Consider the following 16,212-nt stretch of genomic DNA (forward strand, 5'->3'; position numbering starts at 1 on the left):
GGTTTTTCATACCGGCTGGCCGTGACAATCTGAGGTGAAATCAGGAAAGGCCCCCCATGCCCATCACCACATGTGTTTTTGATGCCTATGGCACTTTGTTCGACGTTGGGGCCGCTGCCCGGCAAGCTGCGGCAGAGCCGGATTTCGCCGCAATAAAAGAGGACTGGATGGCGCTGGCAGAACATTGGCGGCAAAAGCAGCTGTCCTATTCCTGGCTGCGGGCCGTCACGGGGGCACATACGGATTTCTGGGAAGTCACCGAAAACGGTCTGGATTGGGCATTGGAGAAAACGGGCCATGCCGGTGACCTGGAGCTGCGTGAACGGCTGCTCGCGCTGTATTGGGAATTGCAGGCTTACCGCGAAGTGCCCGAGATGCTGACCCGGTTGAAAGCCGCCGGATTAAACACCGCGATCCTGTCGAACGGATCGCCCGAGATGCTTGAAGGGGCGGTACGCTCTGCCGGGATCGAAGGGGTGCTTGATGTGTCCCTTTCGGTCCAAACTGTGGGCATCTTCAAGCCGGATGCGCGGGTTTACGATCTTGTAGGCGGACACTTTGGTTGTGACAAATCAGAGGTGTTGTTTGTGTCCTCCAACGGCTGGGATGCGGCGGCGGCCACGGGCTACGGGTTTACCACGGCCTGGGTCAACCGCGCGGGTGATCCGATGGACCGCCTGCCCTGGTCGCCCGCACATGTGTTGACAGATCTGACCGGCGTCCCGGCACTGGCGGGTGTCTGATGGCGCGGTTCACCACCTCTGACGGGCTGTCGATCCATTTTACCGATGATGGGACCGGCCTGCCGATCCTTTGTCTGGCCGGTTTGACACGCACCAGCGCGGACTTTGACTATGTGACACCTCATCTAGCCGGTAACCGTTTGATCAAGATGGACTATCGCGGGCGGGGGCAGTCAGATTTTGATCCCGACTGGCACAATTATGCCTTGCCCATTGAATGCCGTGACGTGCTGGAACTGCTGGCGCATCTGGGACTGAACAAGGTGGCGGTGCTGGGCACCTCACGCGGTGGGCTGAACGCCATGGGGCTAGCCGGTGCGGCCAAGGATCATCTGCTGGGTGTTGCCCTGAATGACGTCGGTCCGGTGATCGAACCGGCGGGGCTGGATATGATCCGCCACTACATCGGACGCCCCCCCGCTGCAAAAACCCACGCCGATGCGGCGGCTGCCATGGCCCGTGCCTTTCCCGAGTTTCACGATGTGCCGGACAGCCGCTGGATGGAAGAGGCCGTGAAACATTACACAAAAACCGATACGGGTCTGGCCATCACCTATGATCCGCATCTGCGCGATGCGGTACTGGCGGCAATGGAGGGACCTGCGGTCGATCTTTGGCCGTTTTTTGATGCCCTGGAGGGGGTGCCGCTGACCTGTATCTGGGGCGAAGGGTCAAACCTGCTGAGCGAAACAACTGTGCGTGAAATGCAATCGCGCCGCCCTGACATGATCCTCGGTTCGGTTTCCGGACGGGGCCATGTGCCGTTTCTGGATGAACCACAGGCTGTTGCCGCCCTGCATAAATGGATCGGAGAAATGCAATGAACATCGATATGATCCGCGCCGCTGCCAAACGGCTTGACGGCCACGCGCCGCGCACACCGCTGCTGAACGCGCCGTTTCTGGACGAGATCGCGGGTCGGCGCATCTGGGTCAAGGCGGAATGTCTGCAACATACCGGCAGCTTCAAGTTTCGCGGCGCATGGTCGGCGCTTTCGGCGCTTTATCCGGCGACCCGCGCCAAAGGGGTCATCGCGTTTTCAAGCGGCAACCATGCGCAAGGCGTGGCGCTGGCGGCAAAGAAACACGGGGTATCCGCCGTCATCGTGATGCCCGCCGACAGCCCTGCGCTGAAGCTTGCCAATACACGTGCATATGGTGCTGAGGTCATCACCTATGATCGGGCCACCGAAGATCGCGATGCCATTGGCGAACAGTTGAGCGAAGAACGCGGCCTAACCCTGATCAAACCTTTCGACGAACCACAGGTGATTGCCGGGCAAGGCAGCTGCGGGCTTGAGATCGCCGCCCAAGCTAGCGAACAAGGCATTGAAAACGCAGATGTTATTGTCTGTTGCGGGGGGGGCGGGCTGACCTCTGGCATTGCCTTGGCGCTTGAAGCTGATGCGCCCGGCCTGCGGGTGCGTCCAGCGGAACCCAAAGGGTTTGAAGACGTGACCCGCTCGCTTGAAACCGGCGAGATCCAGCGCAATGCGCAGCTTTCCGGCAATATCTGTGATGCCATCATCACCCCGCAACCGGGGGATATCACCTTTCCGATCATGCAGCGGCTGTGTGGTCCCGGGCTGGTGGTCACCGAGGATGAAGCGCTGCGCGCCATGGCCCATGCCTGGAACCGACTGAAGATCGTTGTCGAACCCGGCGGTGCGGTTGCCCTTGCGGCAGCCCTGTTTCATGCGGACCAGATCGAGGGCGATGACGTAATCGTCACCGTGTCCGGCGGCAACGTGGATGCATCGATGTTTACCCGCGCACTGGAAACCCTGACATGACCGACTTCACCATCGCCAGTTTCAACGTCAAAAATCTGATCGGGGCGGATAAGGAATATTACAGGTTCCAATCCTACACCCCAGAAGAATACGCATGGAAAGAAGACTGGCTGGCGGATCAACTGGTTACCATGAACGCCGATATCATTGGCTTTCAGGAGGTATTTGAGGAAAGCGCCCTGCGCGATACCATCACCCGCGCCGATAGCTACGGGGAAACCAGCAACGCTCAGGCTATACCCGGCCCTGATAAACGCTACCGCAAACGCGCAATTTTCCAGCATCTGAGCTATGGGGCCTACACGGATGCCGCCCTTGCCTTTGCACCCAATATCCATGACGGCGCGCCGGGCAGCCGCCGCCCCGGTGTCGCTATCCTGTCACGGTTTGGCTTTGCCGAAGAGCCTGAAATCATTCAGGATCTGGGCACCCCCTTCAAGATACCCTTTCAAACCTTCGGCGGCGATGAAGGGGGGTTTTTCACCATTCAGAAACTCAGCCGCCCGATCCTCAAGGTGCGGGTGCCTGTGGGCGACCAGACCGTCACCGTGTTCAACTGCCACCTGAAATCAAAGCTGGGCGAATTTATCCGACCGGAAGGCGCGGAGTTCGCCAGCGAGTCTGACCTGACCAACTATGATCCCGTGGGCCGTGCGCTTGGCGCGGCACGCGCCGCGATGCGCCGCATGGCAGAGGCTTGGGTGCTGCGCGGGGCGATCATCGGCGAATTACGCCAAGGGCGTCCTGTGATGGTGCTGGGTGATCTGAACGACAGTGAAAACGCGGTCAGCTCTGAAATCATCACCGGCGAGGTGCCGTTCAAAAACTACGCATGGATGCTGCGCCATGATGCGGAGCATCGCGGCGATCGCTATTCAGAAGCGGAAAATGCGCAGATCACTGAGGACATCGAAAGCCTCCGCCTGCATTCCGCCGAACGGTTGTTTGTCAAGAAATCCCTGCGTGACATGGTCTATACTTCAGCCTTTGGCGGCATCTACGAAAGCATTGATCAGATCCTGATGTCGCGGCATTTCATCCCGGATTGGTCTGGCCATATCGGTGAGATGTCGTATTTTTCCGTCCTCAACGACCATCTGACCGATGGCAGCCACCCGGAAGCACCCTATAATAAGCTGGCCTCTGATCACGGTCAGATCATGGCAACCATCCAACTGCGAAAGGCCATCCGATGAAGATGTTTGATACCGGCGATGTGCGCCTGCACTACCGCATTGACGGGCCTGAGGACGGGCCCACCGTGGTCTTTTCCAACTCTCTGGGCACGGACATGCGGCTGTGGGATCCGATCCTGCCAATGTTGCCTGCCGGCCTGCGCATCATCCGCTATGATAAACGCGGGCACGGGTTGTCCTCTTGCCCGGATGGTCCTTATTCCATGGGCGCGCTGGTCACTGATGTGGAACGTCTGCTCGACCATCTGGAGGTCAGGGATTGTGTTTTTGTCGGCCTGTCGATTGGCGGCATGATCGCGCAGGGGCTGGCCGTCAAACGGCTGGATCTGATGCGGGCTATGGTGCTGTCCAATACCGCTGCTAAAATTGGCACCCCCGCCATGTGGGAGGAAAGGATCGCCGCAGTGCGGTCGGGCGGCGTTGAGGCGCTGGCCGATGCGGTGATGGAGCGCTGGTTCTCGGCTGATTTCCGCAAAACGCCCGAGCTGGAGCTGTGGCGCAACATGCTGGTACGCGGCGAAGACGCAGGCTATGCGGGCTGTTCCGCCGCGATTTCCGGTACGGATTTATACACCCCCACCGCCACCCTGCGCCTGCCGACGCTGGGCATTGCCGGGACCGAAGATGGATCAACCCCGCCCGATCTGGTGCGCGAAACGGTTGACCTGATCCCCGGTTCGAAATTCCACTTGATCCGCAAGGCCGGCCATCTGCCCTGCGTCGAACAGCCGGTGGAATTTGCAACCGTGCTTGGTGATTTCCTAAAGGCGATTGGCCATGTCTGATCACAGCTTGCATGATCCCTTTCGCCTCTCCCCTGACCTGGTGGATCGCTGAACATGGCCGCATCGCTTTTTGACAGCCCGCTTTACGCCAAGCTGTTTGATACCTCAGAAGCGGGCCGCCTGTTTTCCGACAGCGCCGCCATTCGCGCGATGCTGTTGGTTGAAGGGGCCTTGGCCAAGGTGCAAGGCAGTCTCGGGGTGATCCCCGACCTTTCGGCTGCAGCCATCCACCGCGCCAGCATGGAAATACAGATCGATCCCGGCGCGATTGCCAAGGCGACAGGGGAAAACGGCGTCTGTGTGCCCGGTCTGGTCGCCGCCTTTCGTGCGGAAATGAATGCGCCGGAACATGCGCAATTTGTGCATTGGGGGGCAACCTCGCAGGATATTATCGACACCGCCCTGATGTTGCGGTTGCGGCAAGCACTTGCCTTGGCAGAGGCGGATCTGCGCGAGATCCTGAACAATCTTGGCCAGCAGGCAGAGGAACACGCACATCTGCCCATGGCCGCGCGCACCTACGGGCAGCAAGCAACACCAACCTCCTGGGGGGGGGTCTTGGCACAGTTCGGGGCACCGCTGCTTGATGCCCTTGCCGCAGTTGAACAGCTGCGGGAGACATCACTGTTTGTCTCGCTCTCGGGGGCCGCTGGCACCGGCTCAGCCTTGGGCGCAAAACCCGCGGAGACACGGGCCGGATTGGCACAGGCCCTTGGCCTGCATGATCCGCAGCGCACTTGGCACACGGATCGCGGCCCCATCCTGCGGATCGCAGATTGGCAAGCACAGGTGGTCGCATCCCTTGCTCATGTGGGCCAAACCCTGATCGGGTTGACTGCCAGTGAAGTGGGTGAAGTCAGCCTTGGCGGCACCGGTGCCTCTTCAACCATGCCGCAAAAGCAAAACCCGGTGCGCCCCTCGGCCCTGGTCGCGCTGAATATCCAGGTCAGCGGGTTGAAAGCCGCCCTGCATAGCGCAGCGATACACCAGCACCAGCGTGACGGGGCGGCGTGGTTTGCCGAATGGATGATGGTGCCCCAGATCGCGCTTGCCCTTGCGGCTTCCTTGCAGCACGCCAAGGCGCTCAGCGCCGGTCTTGCCCCGCACCCCGTCCAAATGCGCAGCGCGCTGGACGGTAATCTGGGATTGATCCACGCCGAGGCCCTTAGCTTTGCCTTGGCTGATATCATGCCCCGCCCTGATGCGCAGGCTGCCTGTAAGGCGCTGTGCCTTGAGGCGCGCAAATCCCAGACGCCCCTGCCAAAACTGGCCTTGGCGGATTACCCCAAGCTGGACCCGGCAATCTTTGATCCCACGGCCAGCATGGGGGACGCGCCAGAGCAAGCATTGACCTTTGCTGCCCGCGTTTCGGCCCTCTGACCCATGCGCCCCGCAGTTCTATTTGTCATGATCACGGTGATGATCGATGCCATGGGGATCGGCCTGATGATTCCCGTGATGCCCGACCTCATTCGCGAGGTGAACGGCGGGGATCTAAGTCAGGCCGCCGTCTGGGGCGGGATCTTGGCGACAATCTTTGCCGTGATGCAATTCCTTTTCGGGCCGGTGCTTGGCGGATTGTCGGACCGTTTTGGCCGCCGCCCTGTCCTGCTGACATCACTGGCAGTGATGGCGGCCGATTATGTCGTGATGGCATTGGCGGGCAGCATCTGGTTGTTGCTGCTGGGCCGGATCGTCGGCGGCATCACTGCCGCCACCCATGCAACAGCATCGGCCTTTATGGCAGATATCTCTGCCCCTGCCGAACGTAGCAAAAACTTTGGCCTGATCGGGGCTGGCTTTGGCGTGGGGTTCCTGCTGGGGCCGACAATCGGCGGCCTTCTGGCCGAATACGGCACCCGCGCGCCGTTCTGGGCGGCGGCCGCTCTGGCTTTGGCGAATTTTCTGCTGGGCTGGCTCGTGCTGAAAGAAACCCTGCGCCCCGAGCATGCCCGTGCCTTCAGTTGGCGGCGGGCCAATCCGTTTGGCGCGCTGAAGCATCTGAGCAACCTGCCCGGCGTACGGCCCCTTTTGATGGTCTATTTCCTCTATAGTGTTGCTTTTGCGGTATATCCTTCGGTCTGGTCCTACTTCGGACAGGAGCGTTTCGGCTGGCAACCATCGGTAATTGGCCTGTCGCTGGCGCTGTTTGGCGGGGCCATGGCCATCGTTCAGGGCGGGGTCATCCGGCTGGCGCTGAACCAGCTGGGCGAACGGGGCACCGTTATCGCAGGCCATGTGTTCGCCATTGCAACCTATATCGCAATTGCCGTTACCCCGTCAGGTGTCCTCACCCTTATCCTGACCCCGATCGCCGCCGTGGCGGGGGTGATCCCGCCCGCCCTCACCGGCATCATGTCACGGCAAGTGGCCGACAATGCCCAGGGAGAGCTGCAAGGGGTGCTGACCTCGGCCAATGCGCTGGCAATGATCCTGTCGCCGCTGGCGATGACCGCAACCTTCGCGCAATTCACCCGGGACGGCGCGCCGTTTTACCTGCCCGGTGCCCCGTTCCTGCTGGCCGCTGGCCTGATGGTTCTGGCGCTTGCCGTCTTCATCCTGCGTATCCGCAGGCTGGACGTGACGTCATCACCCCTGTGAAACGTCGCATCTGTGCTTGCGCGAGGGGGCATTCACCGTCAGCCTGCTTAAAAAGCCGATACAAGGGGACGGTATATGCCAAGGATCAAAGCCGCTGTTGCACATGAATTTGGCGCACCGCTGGTCATCGAAGAGGTTGAATTGCGCGCGCCCGAAGGCAGCGAAGTCGAGGTGACGCTGGACGCGGTTGCGATCTGCCATTCCGACATCTCTTTTGCTGATGGTGCTTGGGGAGGGTCATTGCCCGCCGTCTACGGTCACGAGGCCGCCGGACGCGTCAGCGCGGTTGGGCCGGGCGTGCGCGGACTGGCAACGGGTGACAGTGTCATCGTCACCCTGATCCGCGCCTGCGGCAGTTGCCCTTCCTGTGCAGGCGGCAAGCCCACAGTCTGTGAAACCCCCTATGATGGTGACCTTGGCCCGCTGAAAACTGCGGATGGCGGCAAGCTGCATCAGGCAATGGCAGCCGGTGCCTTTGCCGAAAAGGTTGTGGTGGAACAGGCGCAGGTGGTCAGGGTTTCCGACGATATCCCGAAAGATGCCGCTGCATTGATTGCCTGTGGCGTGATCACCGGCGTCGGGGCTGTGGTCAATGCCGCCGGTCTGCGCGCCGGTCAGGATGTGGTGGTGATTGGTGCCGGCGGCGTTGGGCTGAACGCCATTCAGGGTGCACGGATTGCCGGGGCGCGCAGGATCGTAGCCGTGGATATGAGTGCGGAGAAACTGGCCGTTGCCAAGGAATTCGGTGCCACGGATGGAGTTTTAGCCTCCGAAGCAAAACCATGGCGCGCCGCACTCAAGGCCATGGGACGCGGGGCTGATGCGGTAATCGTTACCGTGGGTGCAATCCCGGCCTATGACGCGGCACCACGCTATCTGGCGGGGGGCGGCAAGGTGATTATGGTCGGCATGCCCCATTCGGGTGGCATGTCCAGTTATGAACCGGTGACGATGGCCTTCATGGGGCAAGGCATGGTCGGGTCGAAAATGGGCGATGTGGTGATCCAGCGGGATATCCCATGGATGGTGGACCTCTATCTGCAAGGACGGTTGAAGCTGGACGAGCTGATTTCGGGCCGCTGGTCACTGGATCAGATCAACGAAGCGATTGCGGATACCAAAACCGGGGCCGCCCGGCGCAACGTGATCATGTTCGACCGCTAGGATTGCGGGTTACCGGCACCACTCCTCCCCTCCCGCGAAAGGCTCCCAAGATGAAGCTGCAAAACCTCGACGTTATTGTCACTGCGCCGCCTGCTCCAGGTTGGGGTGGCCGCTATTGGATCCTTGTCAAAGTGACCACAGACACCGGGATTGTCGGCTGGGGGGAATGCTACGCTGCATCCGTCGGACCAGAGGCCATGCGCCATGTCATCGAAGATGTCTTTACCCGTCACATGCAGGGCGAAAACCCCGAAAACATCGAACGCATGTTTCGCCGCACCTATTCTTCGGGCTTTACCCAACGGCCCGACCTCACGGTCATGGGCGCGTTTTCAGGGCTTGAAATTGCCTGTTGGGACATCCTTGGCAAGCACCGTGAGCGCCCAGTCTACGCTTTGCTGGGGGGGATGATGAACGAACGTATCCGCGCCTATACCTATCTCTATCCGCTGCCGCACCACGATGTGACCGCCTTCTGGACCTCGCCAGACATGGCCGCCGAAGCCGCGGCCGATTGTGTGGCGCGCGGGTTTACCGCCGTCAAATTTGACCCCGCCGGGCCCTATACCATGCGCGGTGGGCATATGCCGGCGATGTCCGACATCAGCCAATCCATGGCATTTTGCAAAGCGATCCGTGCCGCGGTTGGCGACAAGGCGGACCTGTTGTTTGGCACCCATGGGCAGTTTTCAACCGCTGGCGCAATCCGCTTGGGTCAGGCCATCGAACCCTACACCCCGCTTTGGTTCGAAGAGCCCATTCCGCCGGACAATATCGGCGAAATGGCCAAGGTCGCCAATGCGGTGCGCATCCCTGTGGCAACCGGTGAACGACTGACCACAAAGGCCGAATTCGCCCCCGTGCTGCGCAGCGCGGCTGCAACCATTCTACAGCCGGCCTTGGGGCGTTCGGGCGGCATATGGGAAACCAAAAAGATCGCGGCCTTGGCCGAAGTCTATAACGCGCAGCTCGCCCCGCATCTTTACGCGGGGCCTGTGGAATGGGCGGCAAACATTCATCTGGGCGTCAGCATCCCAAACTTGCTGATGGCCGAGACGATAGAAACCCCATTCCATGACCAACTGATCAAAAGCAGCATTTGTGTTGAGGACGGGTTTATCACCGCCCCAACTGCACCGGGTCTGGGCATCGACGTGGACGAGGATCTGGCCCGCGCGCATCCCTACCTGGGGGACGGGCTCCACCTGCAAATGCAGGACGAACCCTGTGACTATGTGAATGGCAACGCTTTTGAAGGCGGGGCCCCTTCAATCAAGGAATAAAACCTGCAAAACCTGGCGCTGATACCACGGTTCAGCATGAGTTTAGGGGCAAGATCAAGCATGCCCCTGCCCTTCATCTTGCCAATAAACTCAAAAGCAACAGCTGCACCAAACGCCCCATCCACGTTTATCGTTTCAGGGCGTTTAGCATCAGGTGCGCGAGGCCTCGAATGCAGCCCAGGCCGCTTCAAAATCAGAAAAGCCAATGCGCTTGCCCTTGGTCGCGTCCAGCACCACTTTCTCCGATTTGAACAATTGGGCAATTGCCGCCTCAAGACGCGGGATGACATCGTCCGGGATCACTACAGCGCCGTGGCGGTCGGCATGGATCAATGCGCCCGGCGCGACCGCCATACCCATCACCTCCACCGGTTCGTCAAAATCCACCACATGCACAAATCCATGGCTTGGCCCTACCGATCCGGCCACAACCACAAACCCATCCGGCAGATCGCCAAGATCGCGCATCACCCCGTCGGTCAGCGCACCATTCAGACCAAACGCCTTGTGAACATTGGTATTTATCTCGCCCCAATAGGCCCCGATGGCATTTGGCACATCCATATCCTGCACAACCGCCACGCCGGGGCGCGGCCCCTCTGACATGTATTTGTAATAGGCCATGCGCCGCGCCTTGATCACATCCGGTGCCTCTGTTGGCGGATTCACCGCCTGAATGCGTGCGGTGCGAGCATAGCCGACCATGGCAGCCCCCGGTGCCGAACATTGCATTGTGCCACGGGTAAAATCATCAAACCCGCGTTTACCCTGCGCCACCTCAATAGCATTGCAAACTGTGGGCGTATCAACGCGTTTCAACAGATCAAACAAGCTGTCGTTCATCTCCGCTCTCCTGCCAGCCGCGCACCCTCTGCCAATGCCCCCAGCTTGGCAAAGGCAATCTGGGGATCTACCGCACCGAACCCTGCGAAAGTGCCGAAACCACAATCACTGCCTGCAATCACCCGCTCCTTGCCAACGATATCCACAAAACGTTCAACCCTTTGGGCCACCACCTCTGGATGCTCCACAAAATTGGTTGTGGTATCCACCACGCCGGGCACGAGCACCTTATCGTCAGGAATATCTGCACGGCGGTCCCGAAACACAGTCCATTCATGCGCATGGCGGGGATTGGAAGTCTCAAACAGCACATAACGCGCATCCGCCGCCATCAGCGTGTCGAAAACCTTGTCCATGCCAATGTCACAGACATGTGGCCCCTCGTAATTACCCCAGCAGATGTGAATGCGCACCCGATCCTGCGGCACATCCTGCAAGGCGTGGTTCAAGGCCTCGACATGACCCGCCGCGATCTTGAGGAATTCAGCATCGGTAAGATCATTAAACAGCATATGCCGCGACAGGGCGAGGTCAGGACAATCCAGCTGTAAATCCAGACCAGCGGCCACAATTGTCTCATATTCTGTCTTCATCGCATCCGCCAAAGCGGCCAGATAGGCCTCTCGCGTTTTGTAATGATCATTCTGCAAGAATAGAGAGATTACCCCCGGTGAGGCCGCATTCATAAACCCGCGCTCGACCCCATTTGTCGCCATCGCCGCCTTCAGGTTCGCGATGTCCTTTTGCAATTCGCCCTGACCTTTGCTCTTGACCTCCCCGGTGCACATGGGCCGCGCATATTGCGGGGTGCCGCCGTCATCGGCCAAACGTTTGAGGAAAGATGGAAATTGTTTGAGGTCGGCAGGCGCATTGCGCGGACTGTCACCGGAAAAACCGGTGTAGCGGTCTTTGACATAGGTCGCATAGCTGATCTTGGAGGTCTCGCCATCGCTCACGATATCGACACCTGCCGCCACCTGTCGGGCCACTGTTTCCGCAACCCCTGCGGTCATGCAGATGTCAAATTCCTCTGTGTCATAGGGGCTGCCATTCTCACGGGCAAAGATGAAATCCACAACCTCCTGACTGCGCGGCAGGGATCCTACATGGGTGGTTTTGATGGTCATGAGTAAATGCCCTTATTGTTGTAATTGCGTGAAGCTGTGGCCATCCCAATACCAATAAAAAGCACAGGGTTCCGTGCTTTGGCAGATGGAGAGATTGCCACTGGTGGCAACCGCCTGATTGCCGTTGCTGAGCGGCACAAGCTCAGCGGACATGCCCAGCAGCTGTTCGGGCTGGCCGGTTTTTGCGAAGGTCCTGCTCAGAAATATATCGACAGAGCAAAGTGATGCGCCGCAAACGCCGGGCCGCTTGTTGTCGTTGTCACAGGTGATGGCGTTGTAATCCAGAACGATATCCGGAATGCCGTCCCCGTCGATATTGGCGGTGCGGATTGCCTGCGGGCCAAGGGTGAAGAAATCGCTGCAATTGGAGGCCGCAAAACGCTCGGCCATGCGGCGCAGATCAGGTGCCGGTACCGCGCCCTGCCAAGCCGTGGTGCAGTGCGCCTGCGCCTGTGCCAACGATGTCGCAAGCCCGTTCACTGGCAGCTCCCAGGCTTGCGTATTCCCCACCTGCAACACCAGCCGGGTTGCATTTGGCAAAGCTGCGAACATCCTGTCGGAAACGCCTACAAGGGTCTCCCATCCGCTGTTTAACTCATTCCAGCTGACCCGCGGCAACCGGTATCCGGTTTGCCCGACAAACAGCGTCAGATCATCGCGATACAGCGGTCCCAGCGGCACAAGCGGATCCGAAAAACCAATCAGAAATTGCGAAGGCGGCGCGATGGTGGATTCAAACCAGATTGAATCAATCACATTGCCATGTTCCGGCGCGCGGGCATGGCAGGTGAAACGCATGCCAAGCCCCGGATAGGCCACATCACCCGCGAGATAGGCCGCATCGCGGGACAGATCGGCCTGCCAGCTTTGCGCAACAGCTCCCGAACAGAGTGTCATGCAGAACATCAAGGCAGACAACAAGCGCATCACCCTAGCCCAACTGCCGGCCAAGAAAATTCAACCAGTTTTCATGGGCCAGCTTGGCAATCAGCGCCTCGCCGTAGCCATGGCGGCGCATGGCCTCGATCAAATTGGGCAAATCAGCCGCAGAGGCAATGCCTTGTGGCAAAGGGGCCCCGTCAAAATCCGACCCAAGCCCCACATGATCCTCACCTGCAACTGCAATCATATGATCCAGATGGCGCAGGCAATCGTCCAGATCCGCCTGCCCCGTGGTCCAGGCCGCATGGTTCAGAAAAACACTGGCGAAGTTCAGCCCGACCATGCCGCCGGTTTCACCGATGGCGCGCAGCTGTGCGTCTGTCAGATTGCGGGCGTTAATGGCGATGGCGCAAGCGTTGGAATGGGTGGCCACCAACGGGGCTCCGGCCTCGGCAACATCCCAAAACCCCTTCATCGTCAAATGGCTGGTGTCCACCGTCAGCCCCAGCTCAAGACAACCGGCGACCAGCCGTTTGCCCTCCACCGTCAGCCCCGGACCGGTATCACCGTCGCTGCCATGGCGAAACGGCACCCCATGCCCGAAAATTGTCGGCCGCGACCAGACCAGCCCAAGCGAGCGCAGCCCCAATGCATAAAGCGTATCCAGCGCCAAAAGATCAGGATCAATGCAATCCGCCCCTTCCAGATGCAATACACAGGCCAATGGCCCCTCTACAAAACTGCGGGCAAGCGTTGCCGCATCTGTGCAAATCCGCAAATGGCCCGCGTTTTGCAGACCGTGCGCGATCCCCGCCTGCCCGATGGCCGCCACAAGGGCTGCCCCTTCCTCCAGTGGAGGGGACAGCGGGATATCACGGTCATCCTCTGCAAAAACATTGAACTCAAACGGTTTACGTTCCTGCGGTGAGAACAGGGCGAACAATCCTCCGCCCAGCCCACCGGCCTTTGCCTGCGGCACGTTAATATGGCCGATGGGACGGGCAAAATCCGCAACCGGATTGCTGCTGGCACACCACAGGCGGCCCAGCGCGTCGTTATGCCCGTCAAATACCAGCGTCATATCATGCCCCTGTCCATGTGGCCCCGGCAGGATCACCGGTAGAGATTACATGATACAATGACGCCTCTCCCGTCATCGACGGCACCGCGGAATGGGCAAGGTTTTCAGGCACAGACATGGTGTCACCGGGCGCGAGCGTGGCGCTGCCGCCATCCCATTCAACCCGCCAGTGGCCGCGCATCGGCATCAGGACAGAAGGACGGTCATGGCTGTGTTTCTGCGATGTTGCACAATGGCGGGTGATGAAATCCACCTCGAATCCGGGCCTGTCGCGGATGATGCCCCGCTCCCCAATCACCTTGCAGGGTTTGCCCGATTGGGTCAGTGCAAACATATCAAGATAGCGGCGCACATAGCCACCCACGACCTGCATCGGGGTGGGCGTGTCGACCTTGGCCAGTTCGTCCTTGCTCAACAGCGGCATGGGATTCACCCCTTCGGGCAGGCTGACGCCCTGTTTGCTGTCATAAAGCTTGCCGTTTTCACCCAACACCAAACCATGCGCCTGTGCGTCCTTGATCACATGCGGGGCCCAGATCACACCGCCGCCTGCATCGTCCCCGCCAAGGATTGCCATGATCATCCCGTAATCGGTGCCGATATTCTCAAACCCACGAAAGATATTGGTCGGGATGTTAAAGATGTCACCTTCTTCCAGAATGACCTCGCCCGCATCACCATGTTCACCCCAAAAGAACCGCCAGCGGCCTTTCAGCACAAAAAACACCTCGGCTGTGCGGTGGTTGTGCAGCGAGTTGCGGCATTTCGGCGGCTGCCCCGCCGCGCCGATGTTAAATCCGTGCGGGAGGGAGATATGCACATGTTGATCGGGGCTTTCCGATACGCCGCCACCGATGATGGTGAAGTTTTCCTTTTGATCGCTGCCCGGCGTATGGGCGTCGATAAAGGCAGTTTTACAGGGGCGCAGATCGCCGTAGCGCACGATGCGGGCTTGCATGTCTTGAGGTGTCATTGGGTTAATTCCTGAAAATGTTGAAAGGGTGTCTTGGGCGCAAAACACCCCTTCCCGGCGGGCGCAGGTTCAACCGGCGCGCGCGGTGGCTGCCCAAATGGCCATGCAGCGGGGCAAGGGATCGGGCCTGCGCAATCACGTGCGCCCCTCCAACGTGGCAATCCGCGCGCGCAGCTCCGCATTCTCGGCCTCCAGCCGCGACAATTCAGGACCGACCAGCGCGGTCATTTCCTGTGTATCAAAGCGTGGTGTGATATACTTCGGGCAATTCCAGTCCCATGCCACAATGCGAATGGTCATCACACGCTGCACACACCCCTCACCTTCGGTCGCAAGCTGCGCCGCCAGATCGGGTGCATCCTCGGCATTTTGCAGGGTTGCATGGCCCTGCAATTTCAAACGGGCTTGCCGCGCGTAATCCATGGCAAATACCGACACGCGATCATCCTTGGTCAAATTGCCCTTGGTGATCAACTGTCGGTTGCCAAAGTAATCCGCAAATCCAATGGTGAATGGATCAAGGATCTTGAGAAACCCAGCCGGGCCGCCCCGGTGCTGCACATAGGGCCACCCGGCACTGTTTACGGATGCAATGTAAAGCGTGCTGCGCGAGGTCAGAAACTCCTGTTCAGGCGCACCAAGAGGTTCATCTTGCTTGGCGTTGTACCGCCTGTCGAATTTTCCCTTGCTTCCAATATGCGCCTGTTCGGCCTGCACCTCTGGGGTGAACATGATGTCTGCATAGGAGGTCATTTCAGCATTCCCTGAGCTTACCCGGTTTGAAGCAAAATCTGTTTCCAGATCATCGCCTCATCATAAATCGTATATTCACGCCGCAGCCCCCAAGGGCCGAATTCAGCATGGCTGATCCCCAGCACATAAACATCCTTACCCGTCGGTATGCCAAACGCCCCCCAACCGTCATGTTTACCCGTCAGGGACCAGCGTACCGCTGCCCGTGGCGGCATCAAGGGATCGTCCCGGCCAATCACGTGATCAATCTGGAACTTCGCATTGGGAAAGGATGCCCGCAACCCCATCCAGAATCCATCCACCGAGGCATGGCTATGCCCGGTCATGCCACCGGGATACTCTGTCACCACCGCACGGTCATATTCAGTTGGGATCAGCGCCATATCAGCCCCCATAATCCCCGTCAGGATGTCCGCGTATTTCGCACCCCACTCGTTGTCATTGCCGCGCCCCTTATAGGGTCCCGGCTGGTCAATCGCGGGCGTCAAGGGTTGCACACAGTTTTCCGCCCCGCCCTCGCGTTCAATCAGATCGGCGGCATATTGTTTCGGCTCCCAGCCCATCTGGCGCACAATTGCGCCCTGATCCCGGATCAGCCATTCATCGTTGATCTGGTTATTGATCGCATGGCAATCCGCCAGAATCCGGTAAACCAGCTTTTTCCCTGTCGCCGCGCCATACATCCCGTCATTCATATGGGTCGCTGTCGACAACAAACGATGCGAAGACAACATGCCCTCTTCGGGGGTGCCCGACCAGATTACATCTTCACCCAGCAAGGTACGGTCAGGAAATTCCGCCAATGTCGCCATTGTTGCGCCGATCACCTTTTCATTGCCATTCACCACCGAGCCGGGCGAGCGCACAACGATATCGTCAGAGTAATACTGATGCAGGGTCGCAATGCCGCGATCCTCCCAGATTTCCTTGGTGATGCCGATGATATAATCGGGGAAGTCTTTGAATTTGGGGGCAAACCCTTGCATGTC

16 protein-coding genes are annotated in these 16,212 nt (G+C 59.4%); 9 read left to right on the forward strand and 7 right to left on the reverse strand.

The genetic code is table 11. From position 1 onward, the window contains the following. Positions 1-56 precede the first annotated feature (56 nt). The 9 genes from QQL78_RS11555 to QQL78_RS11595 all read left to right on the forward strand — a co-directional run bounded on the left by QQL78_RS11555 (position 57) and on the right by QQL78_RS11595 (position 9,564). Entirely contained in the window at positions 57-743 is a 687-nt protein-coding gene (locus tag QQL78_RS11555) for a haloacid dehalogenase type II (RefSeq protein WP_284373560.1), read from the forward strand. Further along, a complete protein-coding gene (locus QQL78_RS11560; RefSeq protein ID WP_284373562.1) occupies positions 743-1,567 on the forward strand; it encodes an alpha/beta fold hydrolase in 825 nt (274 codons plus the stop codon). The genes QQL78_RS11555 and QQL78_RS11560 overlap by 1 nt, the downstream gene beginning before the upstream one ends. Beyond that, positions 1,564-2,535 carry a threonine ammonia-lyase gene (locus QQL78_RS11565; protein WP_284373564.1) on the forward strand — a complete coding sequence of 324 codons (972 nt, stop codon included), beginning with the start codon at positions 1,564-1,566 and terminating at the stop codon, positions 2,533-2,535. The genes QQL78_RS11560 and QQL78_RS11565 overlap by 4 nt, the downstream gene beginning before the upstream one ends. Then, positions 2,532-3,731 (forward strand): endonuclease/exonuclease/phosphatase family protein, encoded by a 1,200-nt coding sequence (locus QQL78_RS11570; RefSeq protein ID WP_284373566.1) that lies wholly within the window; start codon positions 2,532-2,534, stop codon positions 3,729-3,731. The genes QQL78_RS11565 and QQL78_RS11570 overlap by 4 nt, the downstream gene beginning before the upstream one ends. Next, positions 3,728-4,516 (forward strand): 3-oxoadipate enol-lactonase, encoded by a 789-nt coding sequence (gene pcaD / locus QQL78_RS11575; protein WP_284373568.1) that lies wholly within the window; start codon positions 3,728-3,730, stop codon positions 4,514-4,516. The genes QQL78_RS11570 and pcaD overlap by 4 nt, the downstream gene beginning before the upstream one ends. A 54-nt stretch (positions 4,517-4,570) precedes the next feature. Further along, on the forward strand, positions 4,571-5,896 hold the full coding sequence (locus QQL78_RS11580; protein ID WP_284373570.1) for a lyase family protein: 1,326 nt from the start codon (positions 4,571-4,573) through the stop codon (positions 5,894-5,896). A 3-nt stretch (positions 5,897-5,899) separates the two neighbouring features. Next, entirely contained in the window at positions 5,900-7,117 is a 1,218-nt protein-coding gene (locus QQL78_RS11585) for a TCR/Tet family MFS transporter (protein WP_284373572.1), read from the forward strand. Positions 7,118-7,192: 75 nt separating this feature from the next. Further along, the gene (locus tag QQL78_RS11590) at positions 7,193-8,281 is read left to right on the forward strand and encodes a zinc-binding dehydrogenase (protein ID WP_284373574.1); all 1,089 of its coding nucleotides are present in this window, start codon (positions 7,193-7,195) and stop codon (positions 8,279-8,281) included. 50 nt (positions 8,282-8,331) lie between these two features. Then, complete coding sequence (locus tag QQL78_RS11595) at positions 8,332-9,564, forward strand: mandelate racemase/muconate lactonizing enzyme family protein (protein ID WP_284373576.1); 1,233 nt, start codon at positions 8,332-8,334, stop codon at positions 9,562-9,564. Positions 9,565-9,714: 150 nt separating this feature from the next. On the opposite strand, the gene QQL78_RS11600 is transcribed toward QQL78_RS11595, so the two are convergent. The 7 genes from QQL78_RS11600 to QQL78_RS11630 form a co-directional block, all read right to left on the reverse strand. Next, positions 9,715-10,407, reverse strand: coding sequence for an RraA family protein (locus QQL78_RS11600; protein ID WP_284373578.1), 693 nt, complete (start codon positions 10,405-10,407; stop codon positions 9,715-9,717). Continuing rightward, the gene (locus QQL78_RS11605) at positions 10,404-11,534 is read right to left on the reverse strand and encodes a cobalamin-independent methionine synthase II family protein (RefSeq protein WP_284373580.1); all 1,131 of its coding nucleotides are present in this window, start codon (positions 11,532-11,534) and stop codon (positions 10,404-10,406) included. Before QQL78_RS11605 ends, QQL78_RS11600 begins: the two co-directional genes overlap by 4 nt. A 12-nt stretch (positions 11,535-11,546) precedes the next feature. Further along, positions 11,547-12,431, reverse strand: a complete 885-nt coding sequence (locus QQL78_RS11610) for a hypothetical protein (RefSeq protein WP_284373582.1) — start codon at positions 12,429-12,431, stop codon at positions 11,547-11,549. A gap of 34 nt (positions 12,432-12,465) precedes the next feature. Further along, positions 12,466-13,497: a dipeptidase gene (locus tag QQL78_RS11615; protein WP_284373584.1), complete on the reverse strand. Its 1,032-nt coding sequence runs from the start codon at positions 13,495-13,497 to the stop codon at positions 12,466-12,468. 1 nt (position 13,498) lies between these two features. Further along, complete coding sequence (locus QQL78_RS11620) at positions 13,499-14,470, reverse strand: cupin domain-containing protein (protein WP_284373586.1); 972 nt, start codon at positions 14,468-14,470, stop codon at positions 13,499-13,501. A 135-nt stretch (positions 14,471-14,605) separates the two neighbouring features. Beyond that, a complete protein-coding gene (locus QQL78_RS11625; RefSeq protein ID WP_284373587.1) occupies positions 14,606-15,223 on the reverse strand; it encodes a pyridoxamine 5'-phosphate oxidase family protein in 618 nt (205 codons plus the stop codon). Positions 15,224-15,240: 17 nt separating this feature from the next. Then, entirely contained in the window at positions 15,241-16,209 is a 969-nt protein-coding gene (locus tag QQL78_RS11630) for a nuclear transport factor 2 family protein (protein ID WP_284373589.1), read from the reverse strand. Positions 16,210-16,212: the final 3 nt, after the last annotated feature.

This window comes from Sulfitobacter pacificus, assembly GCF_030159975.1.
GTDB lineage: Bacteria > Pseudomonadota > Alphaproteobacteria > Rhodobacterales > Rhodobacteraceae > Sulfitobacter > Sulfitobacter pacificus.